At 38.0% G+C, this 15294-nt stretch carries 22 protein-coding genes and 1 other annotated feature; of the genes, 5 read left to right on the plus strand and 17 right to left on the minus strand.

What is annotated here, in order from left to right; all coding sequences use genetic code 11:
- Positions 1-131: 131 nt before the first annotated feature.
- The 3 genes from NR125_RS06890 to NR125_RS06900 all read right to left on the minus strand — a co-directional run bounded on the left by NR125_RS06890 (position 132) and on the right by NR125_RS06900 (position 2099).
- Positions 132-344 carry a hypothetical protein gene (locus tag NR125_RS06890; RefSeq protein ID WP_019379565.1) on the minus strand — a complete coding sequence of 71 codons (213 nt, stop codon included), beginning with the start codon at positions 342-344 and terminating at the stop codon, positions 132-134.
- 308 nt (positions 345-652) lie between these two features.
- A complete protein-coding gene (locus NR125_RS06895) occupies positions 653-1252 on the minus strand; it encodes a hypothetical protein (RefSeq protein ID WP_019379566.1) in 600 nt (199 codons plus the stop codon).
- 121 nt (positions 1253-1373) lie between these two features.
- On the minus strand, positions 1374-2099 hold the full coding sequence (locus tag NR125_RS06900) for a DUF421 domain-containing protein (protein ID WP_009335343.1): 726 nt from the start codon (positions 2097-2099) through the stop codon (positions 1374-1376).
- Positions 2100-2355: 256 nt separating this feature from the next.
- On the opposite strand from NR125_RS06900, the gene NR125_RS06905 reads away from it, so the two are divergent.
- A complete protein-coding gene (locus tag NR125_RS06905; protein ID WP_009335344.1) occupies positions 2356-2889 on the plus strand; it encodes a GNAT family N-acetyltransferase in 534 nt (177 codons plus the stop codon).
- Between the two features lie 88 nt (positions 2890-2977).
- Here the strand turns inward: NR125_RS06905 and NR125_RS06910 are convergent, their stop codons facing one another.
- The 10 genes from NR125_RS06910 to NR125_RS06955 form a co-directional block, all read right to left on the minus strand.
- Positions 2978-3400 carry a VOC family protein gene (locus NR125_RS06910; protein WP_009335345.1) on the minus strand — a complete coding sequence of 141 codons (423 nt, stop codon included), beginning with the start codon at positions 3398-3400 and terminating at the stop codon, positions 2978-2980.
- Between the two features lie 71 nt (positions 3401-3471).
- Positions 3472-4494, minus strand: a complete 1023-nt coding sequence (locus NR125_RS06915) for a hypothetical protein (RefSeq protein ID WP_009335346.1) — start codon at positions 4492-4494, stop codon at positions 3472-3474.
- Positions 4478-5032 carry a sigma-70 family RNA polymerase sigma factor gene (locus NR125_RS06920; protein WP_009335347.1) on the minus strand — a complete coding sequence of 185 codons (555 nt, stop codon included), beginning with the start codon at positions 5030-5032 and terminating at the stop codon, positions 4478-4480. The genes NR125_RS06915 and NR125_RS06920 overlap by 17 nt, the downstream gene beginning before the upstream one ends.
- A 244-nt stretch (positions 5033-5276) precedes the next feature.
- Complete coding sequence (locus NR125_RS06925; RefSeq protein WP_071157405.1) at positions 5277-5726, minus strand: hypothetical protein; 450 nt, start codon at positions 5724-5726, stop codon at positions 5277-5279.
- Positions 5727-5854: 128 nt separating this feature from the next.
- Positions 5855-6088, minus strand: coding sequence for a hypothetical protein (locus NR125_RS06930; RefSeq protein WP_009335349.1), 234 nt, complete (start codon positions 6086-6088; stop codon positions 5855-5857).
- Between the two features lie 77 nt (positions 6089-6165).
- Complete coding sequence (locus NR125_RS06935; protein ID WP_009335350.1) at positions 6166-6339, minus strand: hypothetical protein; 174 nt, start codon at positions 6337-6339, stop codon at positions 6166-6168.
- Between the two features lie 45 nt (positions 6340-6384).
- Positions 6385-6681 carry a DUF5316 family protein gene (locus NR125_RS06940; RefSeq protein WP_009335351.1) on the minus strand — a complete coding sequence of 99 codons (297 nt, stop codon included), beginning with the start codon at positions 6679-6681 and terminating at the stop codon, positions 6385-6387.
- Between the two features lie 326 nt (positions 6682-7007).
- The gene (locus NR125_RS06945) at positions 7008-7307 is read right to left on the minus strand and encodes a hypothetical protein (protein ID WP_236887970.1); all 300 of its coding nucleotides are present in this window, start codon (positions 7305-7307) and stop codon (positions 7008-7010) included.
- A gap of 293 nt (positions 7308-7600) precedes the next feature.
- The gene (locus tag NR125_RS06950; RefSeq protein WP_019379570.1) at positions 7601-8254 is read right to left on the minus strand and encodes a lysozyme inhibitor LprI family protein; all 654 of its coding nucleotides are present in this window, start codon (positions 8252-8254) and stop codon (positions 7601-7603) included.
- Between the two features lie 226 nt (positions 8255-8480).
- The gene (locus tag NR125_RS06955; RefSeq protein WP_009335354.1) at positions 8481-8930 is read right to left on the minus strand and encodes an NUDIX hydrolase; all 450 of its coding nucleotides are present in this window, start codon (positions 8928-8930) and stop codon (positions 8481-8483) included.
- Positions 8931-9081: 151 nt separating this feature from the next.
- On the opposite strand from NR125_RS06955, the gene NR125_RS06960 reads away from it, so the two are divergent.
- Positions 9082-9291 (plus strand): hypothetical protein, encoded by a 210-nt coding sequence (locus NR125_RS06960; RefSeq protein ID WP_019379571.1) that lies wholly within the window; start codon positions 9082-9084, stop codon positions 9289-9291.
- Between the two features lie 48 nt (positions 9292-9339).
- On the opposite strand, the gene NR125_RS06965 is transcribed toward NR125_RS06960, so the two are convergent.
- Together NR125_RS06965 and NR125_RS06970 are read right to left on the minus strand one after the other, a co-directional pair.
- On the minus strand, positions 9340-9870 hold the full coding sequence (locus tag NR125_RS06965) for a GrpB family protein (RefSeq protein WP_009335355.1): 531 nt from the start codon (positions 9868-9870) through the stop codon (positions 9340-9342).
- Positions 9871-10025: 155 nt separating this feature from the next.
- Complete coding sequence (locus NR125_RS06970; protein WP_071157401.1) at positions 10026-10586, minus strand: DUF6434 domain-containing protein; 561 nt, start codon at positions 10584-10586, stop codon at positions 10026-10028.
- 174 nt (positions 10587-10760) lie between these two features.
- Between NR125_RS06970 and NR125_RS06975 the strand changes: the two genes are divergently transcribed.
- The gene (locus tag NR125_RS06975) at positions 10761-11324 is read left to right on the plus strand and encodes a restriction endonuclease (RefSeq protein WP_019379573.1); all 564 of its coding nucleotides are present in this window, start codon (positions 10761-10763) and stop codon (positions 11322-11324) included.
- 130 nt (positions 11325-11454) lie between these two features.
- Here the strand turns inward: NR125_RS06975 and NR125_RS06980 are convergent, their stop codons facing one another.
- Together NR125_RS06980 and proS are read right to left on the minus strand one after the other, a co-directional pair.
- Complete coding sequence (locus tag NR125_RS06980) at positions 11455-12012, minus strand: cysteine hydrolase family protein (RefSeq protein WP_009335358.1); 558 nt, start codon at positions 12010-12012, stop codon at positions 11455-11457.
- A 296-nt stretch (positions 12013-12308) separates the two neighbouring features.
- Positions 12309-13748: a proline--tRNA ligase gene (gene proS / locus NR125_RS06985; RefSeq protein WP_009335359.1), complete on the minus strand. Its 1440-nt coding sequence runs from the start codon at positions 13746-13748 to the stop codon at positions 12309-12311.
- A gap of 63 nt (positions 13749-13811) precedes the next feature.
- Positions 13812-14028 (minus strand) — a binding site (T-box leader).
- Between the two features lie 205 nt (positions 14029-14233).
- Here proS and NR125_RS06990 point away from each other — a divergent pair.
- Together NR125_RS06990 and NR125_RS06995 are read left to right on the plus strand one after the other, a co-directional pair.
- Positions 14234-14650, plus strand: coding sequence for a DUF1284 domain-containing protein (locus NR125_RS06990; protein ID WP_009335360.1), 417 nt, complete (start codon positions 14234-14236; stop codon positions 14648-14650).
- Between the two features lie 145 nt (positions 14651-14795).
- Complete coding sequence (locus tag NR125_RS06995) at positions 14796-15263, plus strand: DUF3291 domain-containing protein (RefSeq protein WP_009335361.1); 468 nt, start codon at positions 14796-14798, stop codon at positions 15261-15263.
- Positions 15264-15294 lie beyond the last annotated feature (31 nt).

Genomic DNA, 15294 nt, shown 5'->3' on the forward strand with positions numbered 1-15294 from the left:
TTGAATAGTGATAAATATAATACCTGATACTAAAATCAGGTGGTAATTTAGCGATCGTCACACAAAGTTCAAGAAAGAACAAAGATGGGGGCTTAATTCTTTTTATCGTATAACTGATATACCAGAAATCATCACAACCTATCTTTTTCTTTTGCAGTTACTATACTATAAGAAATATTGAGTTTATCCCAAACCCAAGCATGAAAGATTTCGTCTAATTCTTTTTCCAAGGCCATATCATCCAGACTCGCTTCAAGGCCTAATTTCTCAAAAGTGAATGTCTCTGTCGCCTTAGCCCCCTCATACCGGGCACTGCTAAATGAGAAAGTAACTGTTCTGCCCATCGTGTTTCCCCCTATATTAAATCATCAAGTATTCTTTTTATCAGCACTTACTCGCATGAAAAGCTTTTACCTGCGTTTTTGAAATATAAAATGCAATAGGTAAGCTAATCCTAAGAAAGTAATAATGAAAAATACTTTAACTATAGAAAATTGCTCTATTAAAAGGGCGTGCGTTGAACGATCCGATGAGAAGATAGACCACCAGCTTGGTTCGGGAAATAGAAAAGATACTATAACCCAGGTGCAAAATAACACTAGAAACCAATGGAATCTCATAAATTCTCCCTCTTACACAGTTAATCCAAAAACTAATTCAAAATCCTTACACCATTAGGATCCACTAATGGGTTTGATGAGAAATCCTTTATAACAGCTTCCCTGATTGTAACTGTCTCACCAATTATTGACTTAATAGAATTGACAGGCTTCCCAAACAAAATGGAAAGGTCACCTTCTAACCCTTTTTTCATTATTTCTAATCTTAATTCCCCTATTTTTATGTTATCAGTCACCGAATCTACTAAATCTTTGTTTGTCTGAAGTTCGATCCTAAAAGAATAAGGGGTTGTAATAAACGTTCTTCGTTCCCCCCTATCAACATTCCAATTCAAATTAACTGCATTTTGACATATAAACTCTTGTTCTTTTTCATTTACCCAAAAGCCTATATGGTCAAATATACTCTTCTTTCCATATCCAAAAGTGACATTTATGCACCCTTTTCTTGCTTCAATTATCCGAAAAAGGATATCTTTTTCCCGAAAGTCATCCCATACCAATGGAGGATCAAAGTTCTGGAAATCCCCCTGGTATTTTCCGATACGCTGATATATCCGAAATCCATTATTTGTGTAAAACCTCTCTGTCTCTTCTACATGCGGAGTCCAAAAATGATAATGAAAAAGCACCGAAGTCACCTCTTTATTAAGCTCACTCCCTTACATATTCAATACAAAAGAAAATATTTCCTTTATAGGAGGTTCCCTGACTTTTCACGGTGTGCTGAAACAGGTTTTCCAAGATGGATAGTTAATGATTCAAAGGTGGTATGGATTCTGCTTGTTCATTTTTCATGGAAATATGAAGCTCTTTCTTAGAGTTGATGGAGGCAAAAAATATATCCCCGAACATAGAGACGCCCATTCTGGCCAATTCCCGTTCAAGCCAGGCTCTATCCAAGCCCAACTGATTAAGGACCGTGGTGTAAACTTCTCCTTCAACGACTACTGGAAAGGCAATTTGATCGGAGTGTTCAGTAATTTTTAAATCTCCCAGGGTAACAGGCATCATTGAAGGTTTCAATTGAACACTTAGCATACCGCTCCCTTCCAGTACTCCCAATTCTACATTTTGGACATCGAAAATATTTTTCTCCCTCAGCATTTGAAGAATGTTGTCGATTGAATAATTAGTCCGCTTTAAATTGGCACGAAGCAATTTACCCTTATTAATTACAATCACCGGTTCGAAAGTAATCATTTTTCCAATTTTTCTGTTCGATATTTTTACTTTCCCAATGATTCGCTGAAAGACGCCTATGGCAATAATGGCAAAGCCTGTTTCCAGATGCCTGATAGACGGATCTGCTATATCCGCCCCAGCCACTGCACCCAGTGTAAGAATCACCAGGTAGTCGAAGATTGGAAGCTCCCCAATCGAACGTCTCCCCATATAAAGAGTAATAAAAAGAAATAGAGGCAGAATGGTAATAATTCTTCCTAAAATAAGAAGACAATGATAAAAAAATTCTCCCATATTTTACTCCTCCCGTTGGTTGGTTGGTTGTTCTTATCTTTTCGGTCTCAGGTGGAGATTATACGGCAGATAGGCGCATTCGAAAGGAAGTTGACCACTGCAGCATAACTTTATAAAATGAAATCATCCCAAATTGGAGGTTTTTTGTTTGTTGAACTTATGTTTAGAGCTGGAGGAGTAACACGTTCTTCATGGCTGCATGCATGAGAAAGTGCCATTTATATCGAACTATATAAATAAGAACGGGAGATTATAAATGGATATTTTAATTCGGCAGGAATTCCCTGCAGACTATCATTCGACGGAAGAAATGATCAGAGAAGCTTTTTTAAATGAAGAATACAGCGACAAGACAGAACATTTCCTTGTTAAAAGGATTAGAAATTCAGATGCTTTTATTCCGGAGCTTTCTTTAGTAGCTTTAACTCAGGCTAAGGAGGTTGTGGGTCACATACTTTTATCAAAAATCACCATAGCTGATGGCGAGAAGGCTGCAGATTCTCTGGCACTTGCCCCCGTTTCTGTTGCTCCCGGTTATCAAGGAAAAGGCATCGGCAGTCAATTGATTCGTTCTGCACTTAACAAGGCAAAAGAGGGCGGATTTCAATCCGTAATCGTTCTAGGTCATAAAGATTACTATCCAAAGTTCGGCTTTAAGCCAGCCAGCCTTTGGAATATCCAGGCCCCGTTTGAAGTTCCTGACGAAGTGTTCATGGCTCTGGAATTGACGGAGAATGCTCTTGAAAAAGCTGCCGGTGTTGTCCATTATTCAAAAGCTTTTTCAGAATAAGAGGCCTGGATGAAAAAAAGAGCAGCCGATCCACATACTGGATCTTCAGCTCTTGTACCTATTTGTTGATAAAGACATTGCAATGGACTTATTCTGTAAGTTCCCAAGCAGGATTCCAAACTACTTCCCACAAATGTCCATCTGGGTCTTGGAAGTATCCAGAATATCCACCCCAAAAGGTGTCGTGAGCTTGAACCGCAATAACAGCCCCTGCACTCTCAGCCTGTTTCATTACCGTATCTACCTCTTCTTTACTCCCAACATTATGCCCAATCGTAAATTCAGTTGGGCTAATCGCTGTCTGGTTCATGCTTGTATCATGAGCAATATCTTTACGTTTCCAAAGTGCCAGTTTTAACCCTGATTGCAAATCAAAAAACGCCACAGCACCATGCTCGAATTCTCTCCCTACTATCCCCTGTGTTGGAAGTCCAAGACCCTTTTCATAGAAATGTAAGGACCTTTCTAGATCATCTACACCTAATGTAATAACTGAAATCCGCGGTTTCATATAAGACCTCCAATAAACTCGTATAAAATAAAACTTTCAAATCTTTGCAAAGAAAAGATCATAAAGCATAATCATTCCTTTATATCGTAAATCAATTGATCGAATAACTCCCCATCCACATAAAGCAAAATGGCCCATTCTCCCTTTTTAGGAATTTTAACAGATGATGGTGTATGCGCATCTGCCCCGTTGTTTGGACCGTAAGCATGGATGGTCCATCCCATTCCATTCGTTAAAATTTGATGGACAGTTTGCGATTCTTTATGAAATCCAACAATCGTCAGATCTGCATCTTCAACTCCCCAAAGATGCCACATCCACTTTTGGCCGTTTAGACTTGGCATGCCAGCGCCTATCACACCGGACTTGTTTTCATTTCCGATAATGCCCCTGTCACCGAACTCCACAGCTTTTCTCTCCCAATCAATAGTGTCAAAATCGCTCTCTTGAACAAAATCTGGTATGTCCTCTGGGAAAGTAATAGGGGCGTCTTTTGCTTTTTCAGCCACACTGACAACTACATCCCCATAGGCTTTGCCATCCAGGTACACTTCATACTTCCACAAGCCTTCGTAAGGAACTGTAAATGTGGTTGTAAAACGCTGCAAACTTGGGTAGCCGGATGATGGTTCTGTTATTTCTTGATGAGGCAAAACTTGTATTCTTTCACCAGTTTCTTTATGAAGGGCAGAAATGGAAAGTTCTTTTCCTTTATAAGTATCAAAAGGCTCTGCGAAACTAAAAATATAGCCATAAGGCGTTCCTGCTTTCAGATTAGGATCGGGTAATATGCTAAATTTTATATTTTGATTCACCTTATATTCATGCCGTATTTCCCATTCATTATTCATGCCTCCATTTATCTTTTCGGGATCGTTCCTGACAAAAAACTCGGTTGAAACGAAGAAGGCCAAGAGACAGATGGCAAAAGTGGAAATAGTGAATATAACGAATTTATTGGGTTTGGCTGGCTTCACTATTCTATCTGTATGGACTGCTTTTCTAATATTCATTTTTTGAAATTCCGTAAAGTGGCCACCTTTGTGAGTCGTCGAGTCCATCGCCCTCCGCAGCTGCTTAAGCTTGCTCTCCATTATATCCCCACCTCTCCATCATTTTTTTCAGCTTCATCCTGCCTCTGCTCAATCTCGTTTTGATCGTATTGTGGTTCACGCCTAATATTCCTTGGATCTCTTCAATTGAGCATTCTTCATAGTAATAAAGCGTAACGACTTCCCGGTACTTCACAGGCAAAGACAATACACACAAGGAAAGAAATTCTTCCTCGCTGCGCTTCAGCAGATCTTTTTCCGGCGACATTTCCTTAGATGAAAAAAGAGCAAACATGCTTGAATTCATCAACACTTTTCGAAACGCATAACTCTTCAAGACATCCTTTGATTTATTAATAGCCAATCGATAAATCCATGATTTAAAGGAGATCACTTCATCGATTTTGTCATAATTTCTGTAGCACGCGATGAATACATCCTGAACAATATCTTCCGCCAGCTTCCAGTCCTTCACATAGTTATAAGCCAGCTTTGTGAGCCGTTCACCATACTCATCCATAATAAACTCCAGCCAAGCATCACGATTTTCTAATGGGCCTTCATCCCTGACCTTTCTCACACACTTCCCACCCCATTTTCACTTTAATGCTAAGACGAATGAGTTAGATATAGGTTTCATTTTTTCCATATCTTTTAGAAAAAGGGCCCTTACCCTTTTGCGGATAAGTGCCGGTTTCGTTCCTGTCTATAATAACAATTGCCCGTATTTTTCCCGTCCTCATCTAATAACTTCCTTTCATTCTTCCTCCAAATTTCCATATGATAAAACCTTTTTGATTAACAAGGCCGAATAACATGGAGGACTATTCTTTAATGACTGATTTGTATCTTCTCACCTTACCCATCCAATCACTTGCATCCCGCCATTTAACCTTTTTAGCTGAAATCCAAGTAACTTCTCCATTATAGTCATTAGGTGTCCAATCAGAAGTGTCTGCCCAATATAAGGTACCGTCTTTCAGTATTAGGGTGGCATCATAGATGATTGAATCATAATTTTCCGGACTTGGTTTAAGTTGAAAATGTGTTACTTGTTCAAACAATATTTCTATTGCCGACGGATTATTAAATTGTCTATGAAAAAGCATTTGCATTTTGGTATCAAGCCCTAGTCCAACACTCATTGACCGGTTATGATCTACATAACTGTCAGTCCACATCATCAGCTCTTTCAAACAGCTATCGTGGAAATAACCAAATAACTCTAGAAGTCCTTTGATATCATCATTTCCTTTTATTTCAACCCACTCCATATTTGCCTCCTTTAAGACAAGTTCATAAATATAAGAAAGGTTCGTCATATTATTTTCAATTCCTTCTTTAGCTCACTGCCCTGTTTATTCAAAAAGAAAAAGCCACCTGGATTGGCAGCTTTCGTTTGCTACTCATTTTTCTTCATTGAAGCCAAATAAGCAATTGCAATGAGAACTGCAATGATTGAAGTGATTACAGAATATCGGAAAATAGTAAAAAAGAACTCAGGAAAAGGTGTTATAACACTTGAAGTCATACCATCAACATCAGTTGTGCTTTCTATCCGCTTCATAAAGGCCACTAATAAGAAAAAGGAGACAATAAATGAATATATCCCTGTTTTCACTATTATTTTCTCCATAAAATCCCTCCTAATTTTCCATGACTTACTTTTTCAATTACAGTTACCTGGAAGCAAGGAATCACGAGTTCATAAAATTATTGAAATCCTCCTGAGTCTTTATTTTCTCCCATCAAATAATTTGAGCTCTCTCCTGGTTTTGCATTAGGATTGATTGGGATATGAGGATTATTATTGTTTTTCTTGCGTTTCCAATCAATAAATAAAGCAAATAGTATAATTCCAACAATAAAAATCACTAACCACCACATGGAATCAATCCCCCTTTTAGAAAGGCCGCCTTTATTGATATACACTTATTTAGCTAAGAAAAGATAAAGAAGCAGCGCAGTCATAATATTTGGCAGACCAATTAAAACGGAGCCGATGCTTGTTCTTTTTCGTTTCTGTCTTTCGTCTGGAGAATCAGGTGCTTCTAGGCCTGCCCTTATTCGGTGGGGGCCAGGTATTGAACCTGACATAAGAACAGACATGGCCATAAAAAATAAGCCAATTGCTCCTGTCACTAAGTAAGCCTTACTTAATTCCCCAAAACCAAATGATAGTAAAACACCAGTTATTGACAAAACCATTCCGATAATTAGATACTTCAAACCAAACCTCCTTTTTCCTAACTATATACGGTTGAAGTCTTTAATTGTTTCAATTTTAATTTTATTCAGTCTTTTTTTTGCCAAGGACAATATAGACAGTTGCGAAATGATAAAACATATGTAACATGCCCGCTTCGGCTCCCTCTGAAAAAAAACTTGACCACATTTGATCAAGTTTATGTCAACACACACCTAGACGATGTTTGTTCAACATTTTATTGGCTTATTCCAGCATACTACGCGACAGTCATCTTTGCATGGTATTTTCTCCTTATGCCAAACAATTTTGCGTCCATCGTTACAGCATTTTTCTTCTTTACGCCAAACTATTCGGTAGCCATTTTTGCATTTTTCATTATGCTTATGCTGGCAAATGGTTTTGCAGTGCTTCTCGAAACATTCTTTCTTTTTGCAGCAGCAATCATGATGGCAAGTATGATGTTTACACTTGTCATATCTGCATCCACAATCATGATGGCAAGCATGATGATTGCATCTGTTCTGTTTATTTCTGCAATCATAATGGCAATCATGGGGTTTGCACTTATCCTGTCTACATCGATCATAATAGTAACCATGATGATCATACTGGTCCTGCATATATCCATCATGATGATAGTAGTCATTCTGATTATAGCTATAACCACTATGATAAATTGTTCTTCCTTCAGAATGCCAAGATGAACTCAACATAATCCACTCCTTTCTTGATAGATTACTATATCTTTATTCAAATTTATTATCTTTGCTTGTGTAATTATCTATTAAACATATTTATTATTTAATGACCAAATACAAATCTGCCCCGTCTGGCCGAAGAAGAAAAAGGAGCTGCTATCCCTACTGGATCTGCAACTCTTTCACTCGTTTAAAATAAGTACAAAGGAGATGGAGGCAACCTGCTCGTTAGTGCCAAAAATTACTTCATATACTTTGCAACCAACAAATAACACCTTTCTCTTGTAAGACTTGCTTGTGTAGCCACATATTCCAATGGCTCCATCGAACCGCCTTTGTATTTCAGAGAAGACTTTTTCGCAGCTTCATCTCTTTGTTGGATCCAGATCCGCTGTTCTTCTCTTAACTGGTCCATCTGCCCTTTATCAAGCTGATCTTCTAGCAGACCATAAATTTTGTTTAATTCCTCATCCCAATTTCTATATCTTTCCGCCTCTTGCTCCACCAATTCTGCCGTGGTTGTTTTGGCTTCTGCGTATCTGTCCGCTTCTTCCATTTTGTTTAGTTTCTTGAGATATTCATCCTTATTACTTTCATGATTTTCATTTTGATTACTGGACTCCACTGACTCTCCATCATTTGAGGCTGCAGATGAATTGTCTGTATTTTCTTGTTCATTGAGCTGTGTGTTGTCACTGCTGCCAGAAGAGTTTTCTTCCTCATTTTCCTCTGAATCTGCAGAATCCCTATCAGTTGAGCCGCCATCTTCATTTTGAGCCGAGCTGTTATTAGCTGGCTGGCTGCTCGATTCTTCAGATGAGTCTCCACAAGCAGCCAGTACACCTGATAATGCTACTGTTATCAGTACCGTCAAAAACTTCTTGTTTTTTTCCATATTCCAACTTCCTTTTTATATTTAGTAACGAAATTTATACTATTAAATTTTTGAACAAATCCTTCAGTATCGAGCATAATTAGATGATCTATGTCTTCGAAAATGATTATTTCTGCCCTCCCTCCTTCTAAATTAATCTTATCATTTTCTTCATAGAAAATTATCCCAATTCCATTATTTTCTGTTTTTCAGCGAAGAAAAAAGAGCTCCGGTTGGGAACTCCTTTTTAAATAGAATTAATATAATCCTCAATCACTTTACGATCTGGAGGGCTTATATTTGAGGGAATATCATGAACATGATAAAAGCGTAAATCATTAACCTCTTCGTTATCGATTGTAAGTTCTCCATCATAGTCGGTGCAGATATAGGAGGCAATGACATTATATACTTCATCACCGTGAGGATATTTATAGTAAAATTCATCTCCTGAATAGATATTAAACAACCGCAGATCATTTGCTGTTAACCCAGTTTCTTCAAGCAGCTCTCTCTTAGCCACCTCTTCCAATGTCTCTCCGGGCTCCAGAGAACCTCCCGCCAATCCCCAGCAGTTATTATCCTTCCTTAATTGTAATAACAGCCTATTATTCTTATCTAAAACGATTACACTCGCTCCAGTAATAACAAGAGGACGGCTTCCAACTATTTTTCTTAACTCCATTACATACCCCATAGTAATCTCCTAAATATAAGATTTCCCTATATAATTCGATATTTGGAAGATAAATCCTTTTGAAAGATATTAATGGGATTTTATGTTAATATGTAGATATATGTTATTTAACTAACAGACAGTTATTAAGATTAATCGAAAGGAGGATTTTATGAACACTCAAAATAAACACACCACAAAAGCAATAGGAATTTCATTGTTAATAACTATATTTGCCTTTTTCAATGTGGATATTCCTAAACCTTATACAGTAATTTATTTACTCTTCGTATCTGTTGCTTCATTCATAAGCATTTATTTAATTTCAATGATTACTGCAAAAGCATACCAAAAGTTTGTTAAGCACATTGGCTGTAATTAAAATCCTTTTAACCTAATGCCATAATTGTGAAGGAATGAGAGCATATTGCTATTCCTCTGCATTTAATTTCCTTGCTTCCCCAGACCAAACAAGTGCTTTTTTCTCCATTTCCTTCACAAATGCCTTTTTTGCTTGGCTATACTCACTTGTGTCATCAAACCTTTTTGCTAATTCTTCCTTGAATTTAGTGTACCTTGCTGCTTCAGCAGGATGGGACCGCAGATAATCTCTAAATATTAGGTGCCGTTCTATTTGGGGGTTATCAAATTGATAGAAATGCAAATGATGAGATCGGTTTTCCCCGCCTTTTCGAAATAATCGTCTTCCTGTAATTCCCCATTCACCAGCAGCCTCATATCCTAGGTTTTTCATTTCTTCATTAAAACTGTCTATCTTTTCGATGTCCTTCACAATAAATATCATATCGATTACAGGCTTTGCCTTCATCCCCTGGACCGCAGTACTGCCAAAATGTTCACATTTTATGATGTCATCTTTAAAGATGGTTTTGAGAAACTGTGCCTCTACTTCATACATTAAAGCCCAATTATCGCTAAATTCCGTAAGCCGAATCTTCATTTGGAGACCTCCATTATAAAACTTACATTGGGTAATTCATCCACAATTAGTTGTTGCTCCAAACCCTTTCAACCACACCCATTCCTGCCCATTAAATTCCATTCTGCATCTACTCTAATTAATTGATTAACTTCAAACCTGCTTTCATATGTAAATCAGCCTCTGTATTTGTTGCTTCCTGGCAGTTTTTTTAATACATTCCAGGCTTTAATGGCCTCTTCTCGATTACTGCCTTTGTTTTTTGGGTCTGCAAAATAATCTCTGGTGAACTGATTATATTCGAATTGAGACCCTATTTGTTTTTTATAAGACGGATTCTTTTTTCTTTCTTCCTCTTCATACCAAGCATGAACCACATCACGATATGTTTTGCCTGCATTTTCTTTAAAATAATTTTGAATATAAGTCGAAAAATGAAATTTAGGGATAATTGATTTGAAGAAGGCTCTTACGGTCTGGCTGCAGCGGTGATTTTCTGTGATGACAGTATCTAAATTTAATTCTGACAAAACATCTTTAGAAGGGGACTTTTTTTTCTTTGCTGGCTTGTTTATTTCTCCTGTCTGAAGAAATGCTGCTATTCTATCCGTAATCTCCATTTTAGAGCCAGCAGCACTCATTCCATTCTCTCTGCAAAAAACTTGCAGTTCTTCTTTTAACCAATAATAGCTGAGGAAATCTTTTACTTCCAAATCCTTTCTTAGTTCCGGCCTCAAGTATTCTACCTCCATTTTAAGATAATAATATTATAAAACACATGTTCGTAAATGTAAATTTTACCAATATATTTTGGCGATTCCAATCTTTTTAGATATTCCTATTCTTGCCGCCCAAATGATTTGTGATATAACAAGATTAGAAGACTTTTAGAATGAAGGATGTGTTACAGGTTGAATGAACGTCATCATCTAATACTTTGGTTTATGATCATCCTGGTGCCGATTATTGTCTTTATGAATACGAACAATTGGGAAAATGCATTTCTGACTTTTTTGGGAGAGGTGATTTTCTATCTCGTTTACGGATTGTTTTGGTTTCGCCGTGATCAGAAAAGTCAGGCGGATTCCGAAATCTGGCTGATCAGCAAACTTTCAGATGAGCAATTAGAGGATTTCTCCATCTCTCTATTATCCAAACTTGGTTATATAGTTACAAAACCGATTGATGAGAATCCGGATATAAGTTTTTTACTCGCCTCTCCATCGGGGTATCAAGTGATTGTTAAAGTCAAAAGCCATAAAAGAGAAGTCGGAATACGCCTAGTCCAAAAAACTTTAAGGCAAATGGATATTTTTGATGCTGCTGAATGCTGGGTCATCACAAATGAGCGTTTCACCCGTCAAGCAATTGAATTTGCCGAAGCAAACAATATGCGTTTATATGACAGGCAACAGTTTATAAAATGGATTCTAAAAGCGAAAAAAGGGGAAAAAATACGGGGGCAGCATTCTTGATGTTCAGGAAATTCCTGTATACCTCTACTTTCATGAATGCCTATCTTTCACAAATTAAATATCCCAATTTCACAGTAAGAAATTGGGAATCTATTGTTAATAAGGAATATCTCTATACTATAATTTCAATTCACCTATATGAATCATGTATCGGATGAAACAAGTCTTCCGCTGCATTTCTGACAACTGAAAAATGTTCCACATTGTAATGGCCGTGAAGAGTATCATTATGATGCTTGATAATTTGTTCTGCACTTAAAGCATCGCTGTCCGTTGTTGAATGTCCATCACCTACTAATGTGACATCCAATCCACTAATAGTTGCGGTTCTAACTGCACTGTCTATACAGTGCTGGGTTTTACACCCCATTATAACAACATGCTTGACCTTTTGAGATTTAAGGTGATCCAGCAGTCCTGTTCCATGGAAGGAATTCGTCGCAGCTTTATCAAAGAACTTCGTTTCCGCAGGCACATTAATTTCTTCGTGAACCTGAAATCCTTTGCCTTTCCCTTCAGCAACATCTAAATCCCTAACAAAGACAACTGGAATACTGGATTGCTTTGCCTTTTCGATCACTAAATTGATATTCCCAATAAGCCGCTCTTTATTAAAAACTTTACTTTCTTTTATATTCCCATCAATTAACTCCTGTTGGGCATCAATAATTAATAATGTTTGATTCAAATGATTTTCCCCTTTCAATACCTATAAAGTTATTTGAGATCTGTTCCCCATAGTATTTTCATGCCAATATATTGATTGTCATAATAACATTGTCCGAAAATTTTATCTAAATTTTTAGACATTTTTGATTTTAACATATTAATCAGTTCAATAAAATATGTTTAAGTTCCTTATTCGAATGCTTTACTGTGAAACCTGGACGTTCATTCAATCATCTTTAAGAAAAAAGTCCGCCTGAGTGAGGCGGACCTAAATAATTGACCCTGAAAGATCACGTAATATTTCACACTCACAGCTTAATAAGCTCGCGCAAACCAAACCGTATGCTTCGCTTCTTTACCACAATGGATGCATGTGTCCTTAGTTGCCGGCGGATTGAACGGAATGTTCCTTGTTGTGAATTTTGTTTTTTCTTTGACACTTTCTTCACAGGCGTCTTCACCGCACCAGCCAGCCAATATCCAGCCAGGAATGGTTTCATTTAATTCGGATTCTGCTATGTGCTGTTCTAACTGGTCCATTGTATCAATATGTGTGTGTGAATTCTCCGAGCGGAACGCTTTTGCATTTTCGAATAGACGATTCTGCATGGTTTCAAGCTCTTTTTTAATGCTGTCAATAATGGCTTCAAGCGGTACCGCAACTTTGTCTCCAAGATCACGGGCCTTCATTAAGCATTGATTTTGGTCTAAATCACGTGGACCGAGTTCTATGCGGACAGGTACACCTTTCAGTTCCCACTCATTAAATTTATATCCTGGTGATTGATCAGAATCATCTAGGCGGACGCGGATTCCTTCTGCCTTTAATGCTGCAAAGATTTCATCTAACTTCTCCATAATGGCCGGGTTCTTTTTCCATGGCCCGACTGGAATCAGCACAACTTGAGTCGGTGCTATTTTTGGAGGCAGCACAAGGCCTTGCTCATCTCCATGAACCATGATAACGGAGCCAATTAACCGTGTAGACGTACCCCAGGATGTTGTATGGACAAAGGTGTGTTTATTTTCTTTATTCAAATATTTGATATCGAAAGCTTCGGCAAATTTTGTACCTAAGTAATGGGAGGTACCTGCCTGCACAGCTTTTCCATCTTTCATCATCGCTTCAATGGAAAAAGTATCAACCGCACCGGCAAAGCGTTCTGATGGTGTTTTTTGGCCATCATAAACCGGAATCGCAAGTAATCCTTCTACAACCTCTTTATAAATGGAAAGCATTTGCATTGTTTCCTTACGCGCATCTTCTTCATCCACATGAGCCGTATGGCCTTCCTGCCATAAAAATTCAGAAGTGCGGATAAATGGAAGAGTCTTCTTCTCCCACCGGAATACATTTGCCCATTGATTTATTAATACAGGCAGATCCCGATAACTCTTAATCCAATCTGAATACAAATGTCCAATCATTGTTTCAGAAGTTGGGCGCAGTGCCAGACGTTCCTCCAGTTTCTCACCTGCCGCTTCTGTTATCCATGGAAGCTCTGGCGAGAATCCTTCAATATGATCCTTTTCCTTCTGAAAGAAGGATTCTGGAATTAACATGGGGAAATATGCATTGCGATGACCGGTTTCTTTAAAACGCCTATCCATCTCTTCCTGAATATGTTCCCATATTTCATAGCCATCCGGCTTAAAGGCAATACAGCCGCGAACTGGGGTGTAATCAAATAAATCGGCTTTTTGAATCGTATCAAGATACCATTTTGAAAAGTTGTTTGGCTTTTGTTGAGACATCTTCTTTTTTCCTCCTTGGAAAATGAAATTTGTTTAAAAAATAAAAAAGCATAAAGAGTCCTTCAAAAGGACGTCTTTACGCTAATAGACGTGGTACCACCTTAGTTCGACTTTAATTTAAAATCTAAAGTCCTCTAAACGTTTGTAACGAAACGACCCGGTTAGCTTTACTAACAATCTCCGTGGCAGGGTTCAATAAGGAGGGGTGATATAGCTTTCAGCCCAGGCTATATTTTCTGTTTCACAATCCTTATTTACTTGATCACATCATTGATTCCATATATATAAGTTAATATATCAACTTGTCACAGGCAATTCAATATTTACAGGAGTTTATTTTCCATTTTAAACAGCCTGCCCCAAAAGACTTTAAAAAAGACCCTCAGCTGATCAATTTTAAATGTTATGATAAACAAGTATGTTAACTATACATTTTTTTAGTTAACATTTAAACGTAAACGAACCATTTCAATTGGGGGGATTTTATGTATAAGCTGCGAGGCCATCATCTTTTTTGCCTTCTGGGATATCGGGGAATGGGCTACTCTCAGGAATACGTGGAAAATATGACACGTTTGCACCAAGCCTTGAGAGACAACCCCAGGACATGGATACAGCTTGTAAAAGGGCCAGATCAACTGTGTGAAAAGTATCCCAACTCAGGTGAATACCACTGTGAACACAACGATATTTATGAAAGAGATGCCGTTATTTTAGAAAAACTTGGACTTAAGATCGGGCAAATCCTGTATTGGAAGGACATTGAGTCGAACATTCAAAAATATGCCCTTCCCTCAGATATTCAAACTGTTTGCGAAACGTGTTCCTGGCGTTCATACGGCGTTTGTGAAGAAGGTATTCAAGATATTCTTGAAGGGAAGGGCTTAAGGGAAGTAAAGTGACCCTCCCTTGTTAAATACCCATTCTTAAACTTGCTTGAGAACTGTTTTAGATCTGCAACAACCATTAAATTATTATCCTGTTTATACAGGAATTAGTCGAGTCCTTTCAGAATATATGTAAAAAAAAGGTAATGGAGGGATTAACATGGCATTTGTGGCTATTTTGACGGTTGGACGGCTGAAGCACTCAGAAGAACATCCTGCCTCCCGGGAGTTTTTTGAAGCGGGAATTGAAGTCATGCGAGAGGCTGCTAAAACAGGGCACCTCATAAAAGAATTCTCACCAACTAGAGCTAAGTTCCCTGAAGAAACGATTAAAGGAGAGGGTACCCCCATTCTCACCTTAACAGTATGGACAAACCTTCAATCTTTATATCAGTTTACCTATTCTGGCCTGCATAGGCAGGCATTGCAGGACAGGAATAAGTGGTTTGGGCCTCTTCCAGAGAGACAGCCAAATTATGTGGTGTGGTGGACGGATATGTTATCGGATGTATCCTGGAAGGAAGCTTTTAATAGATATGATTTTTATATCCAGCATGGACCTGATTCTTTTGCATTTGACTTTAGACATGCATTTGATCAATTTGGGAAACCGATCCTGCTTAAATAGCTGGGGTTAATTCTCCTGCACAGCGTTTTTC

This window comes from Cytobacillus sp. Bac17 (assembly GCF_024519925.1).
Classification (GTDB): domain Bacteria; phylum Bacillota; class Bacilli; order Bacillales; family Cytobacillaceae; genus Cytobacillus; species Cytobacillus pseudoceanisediminis.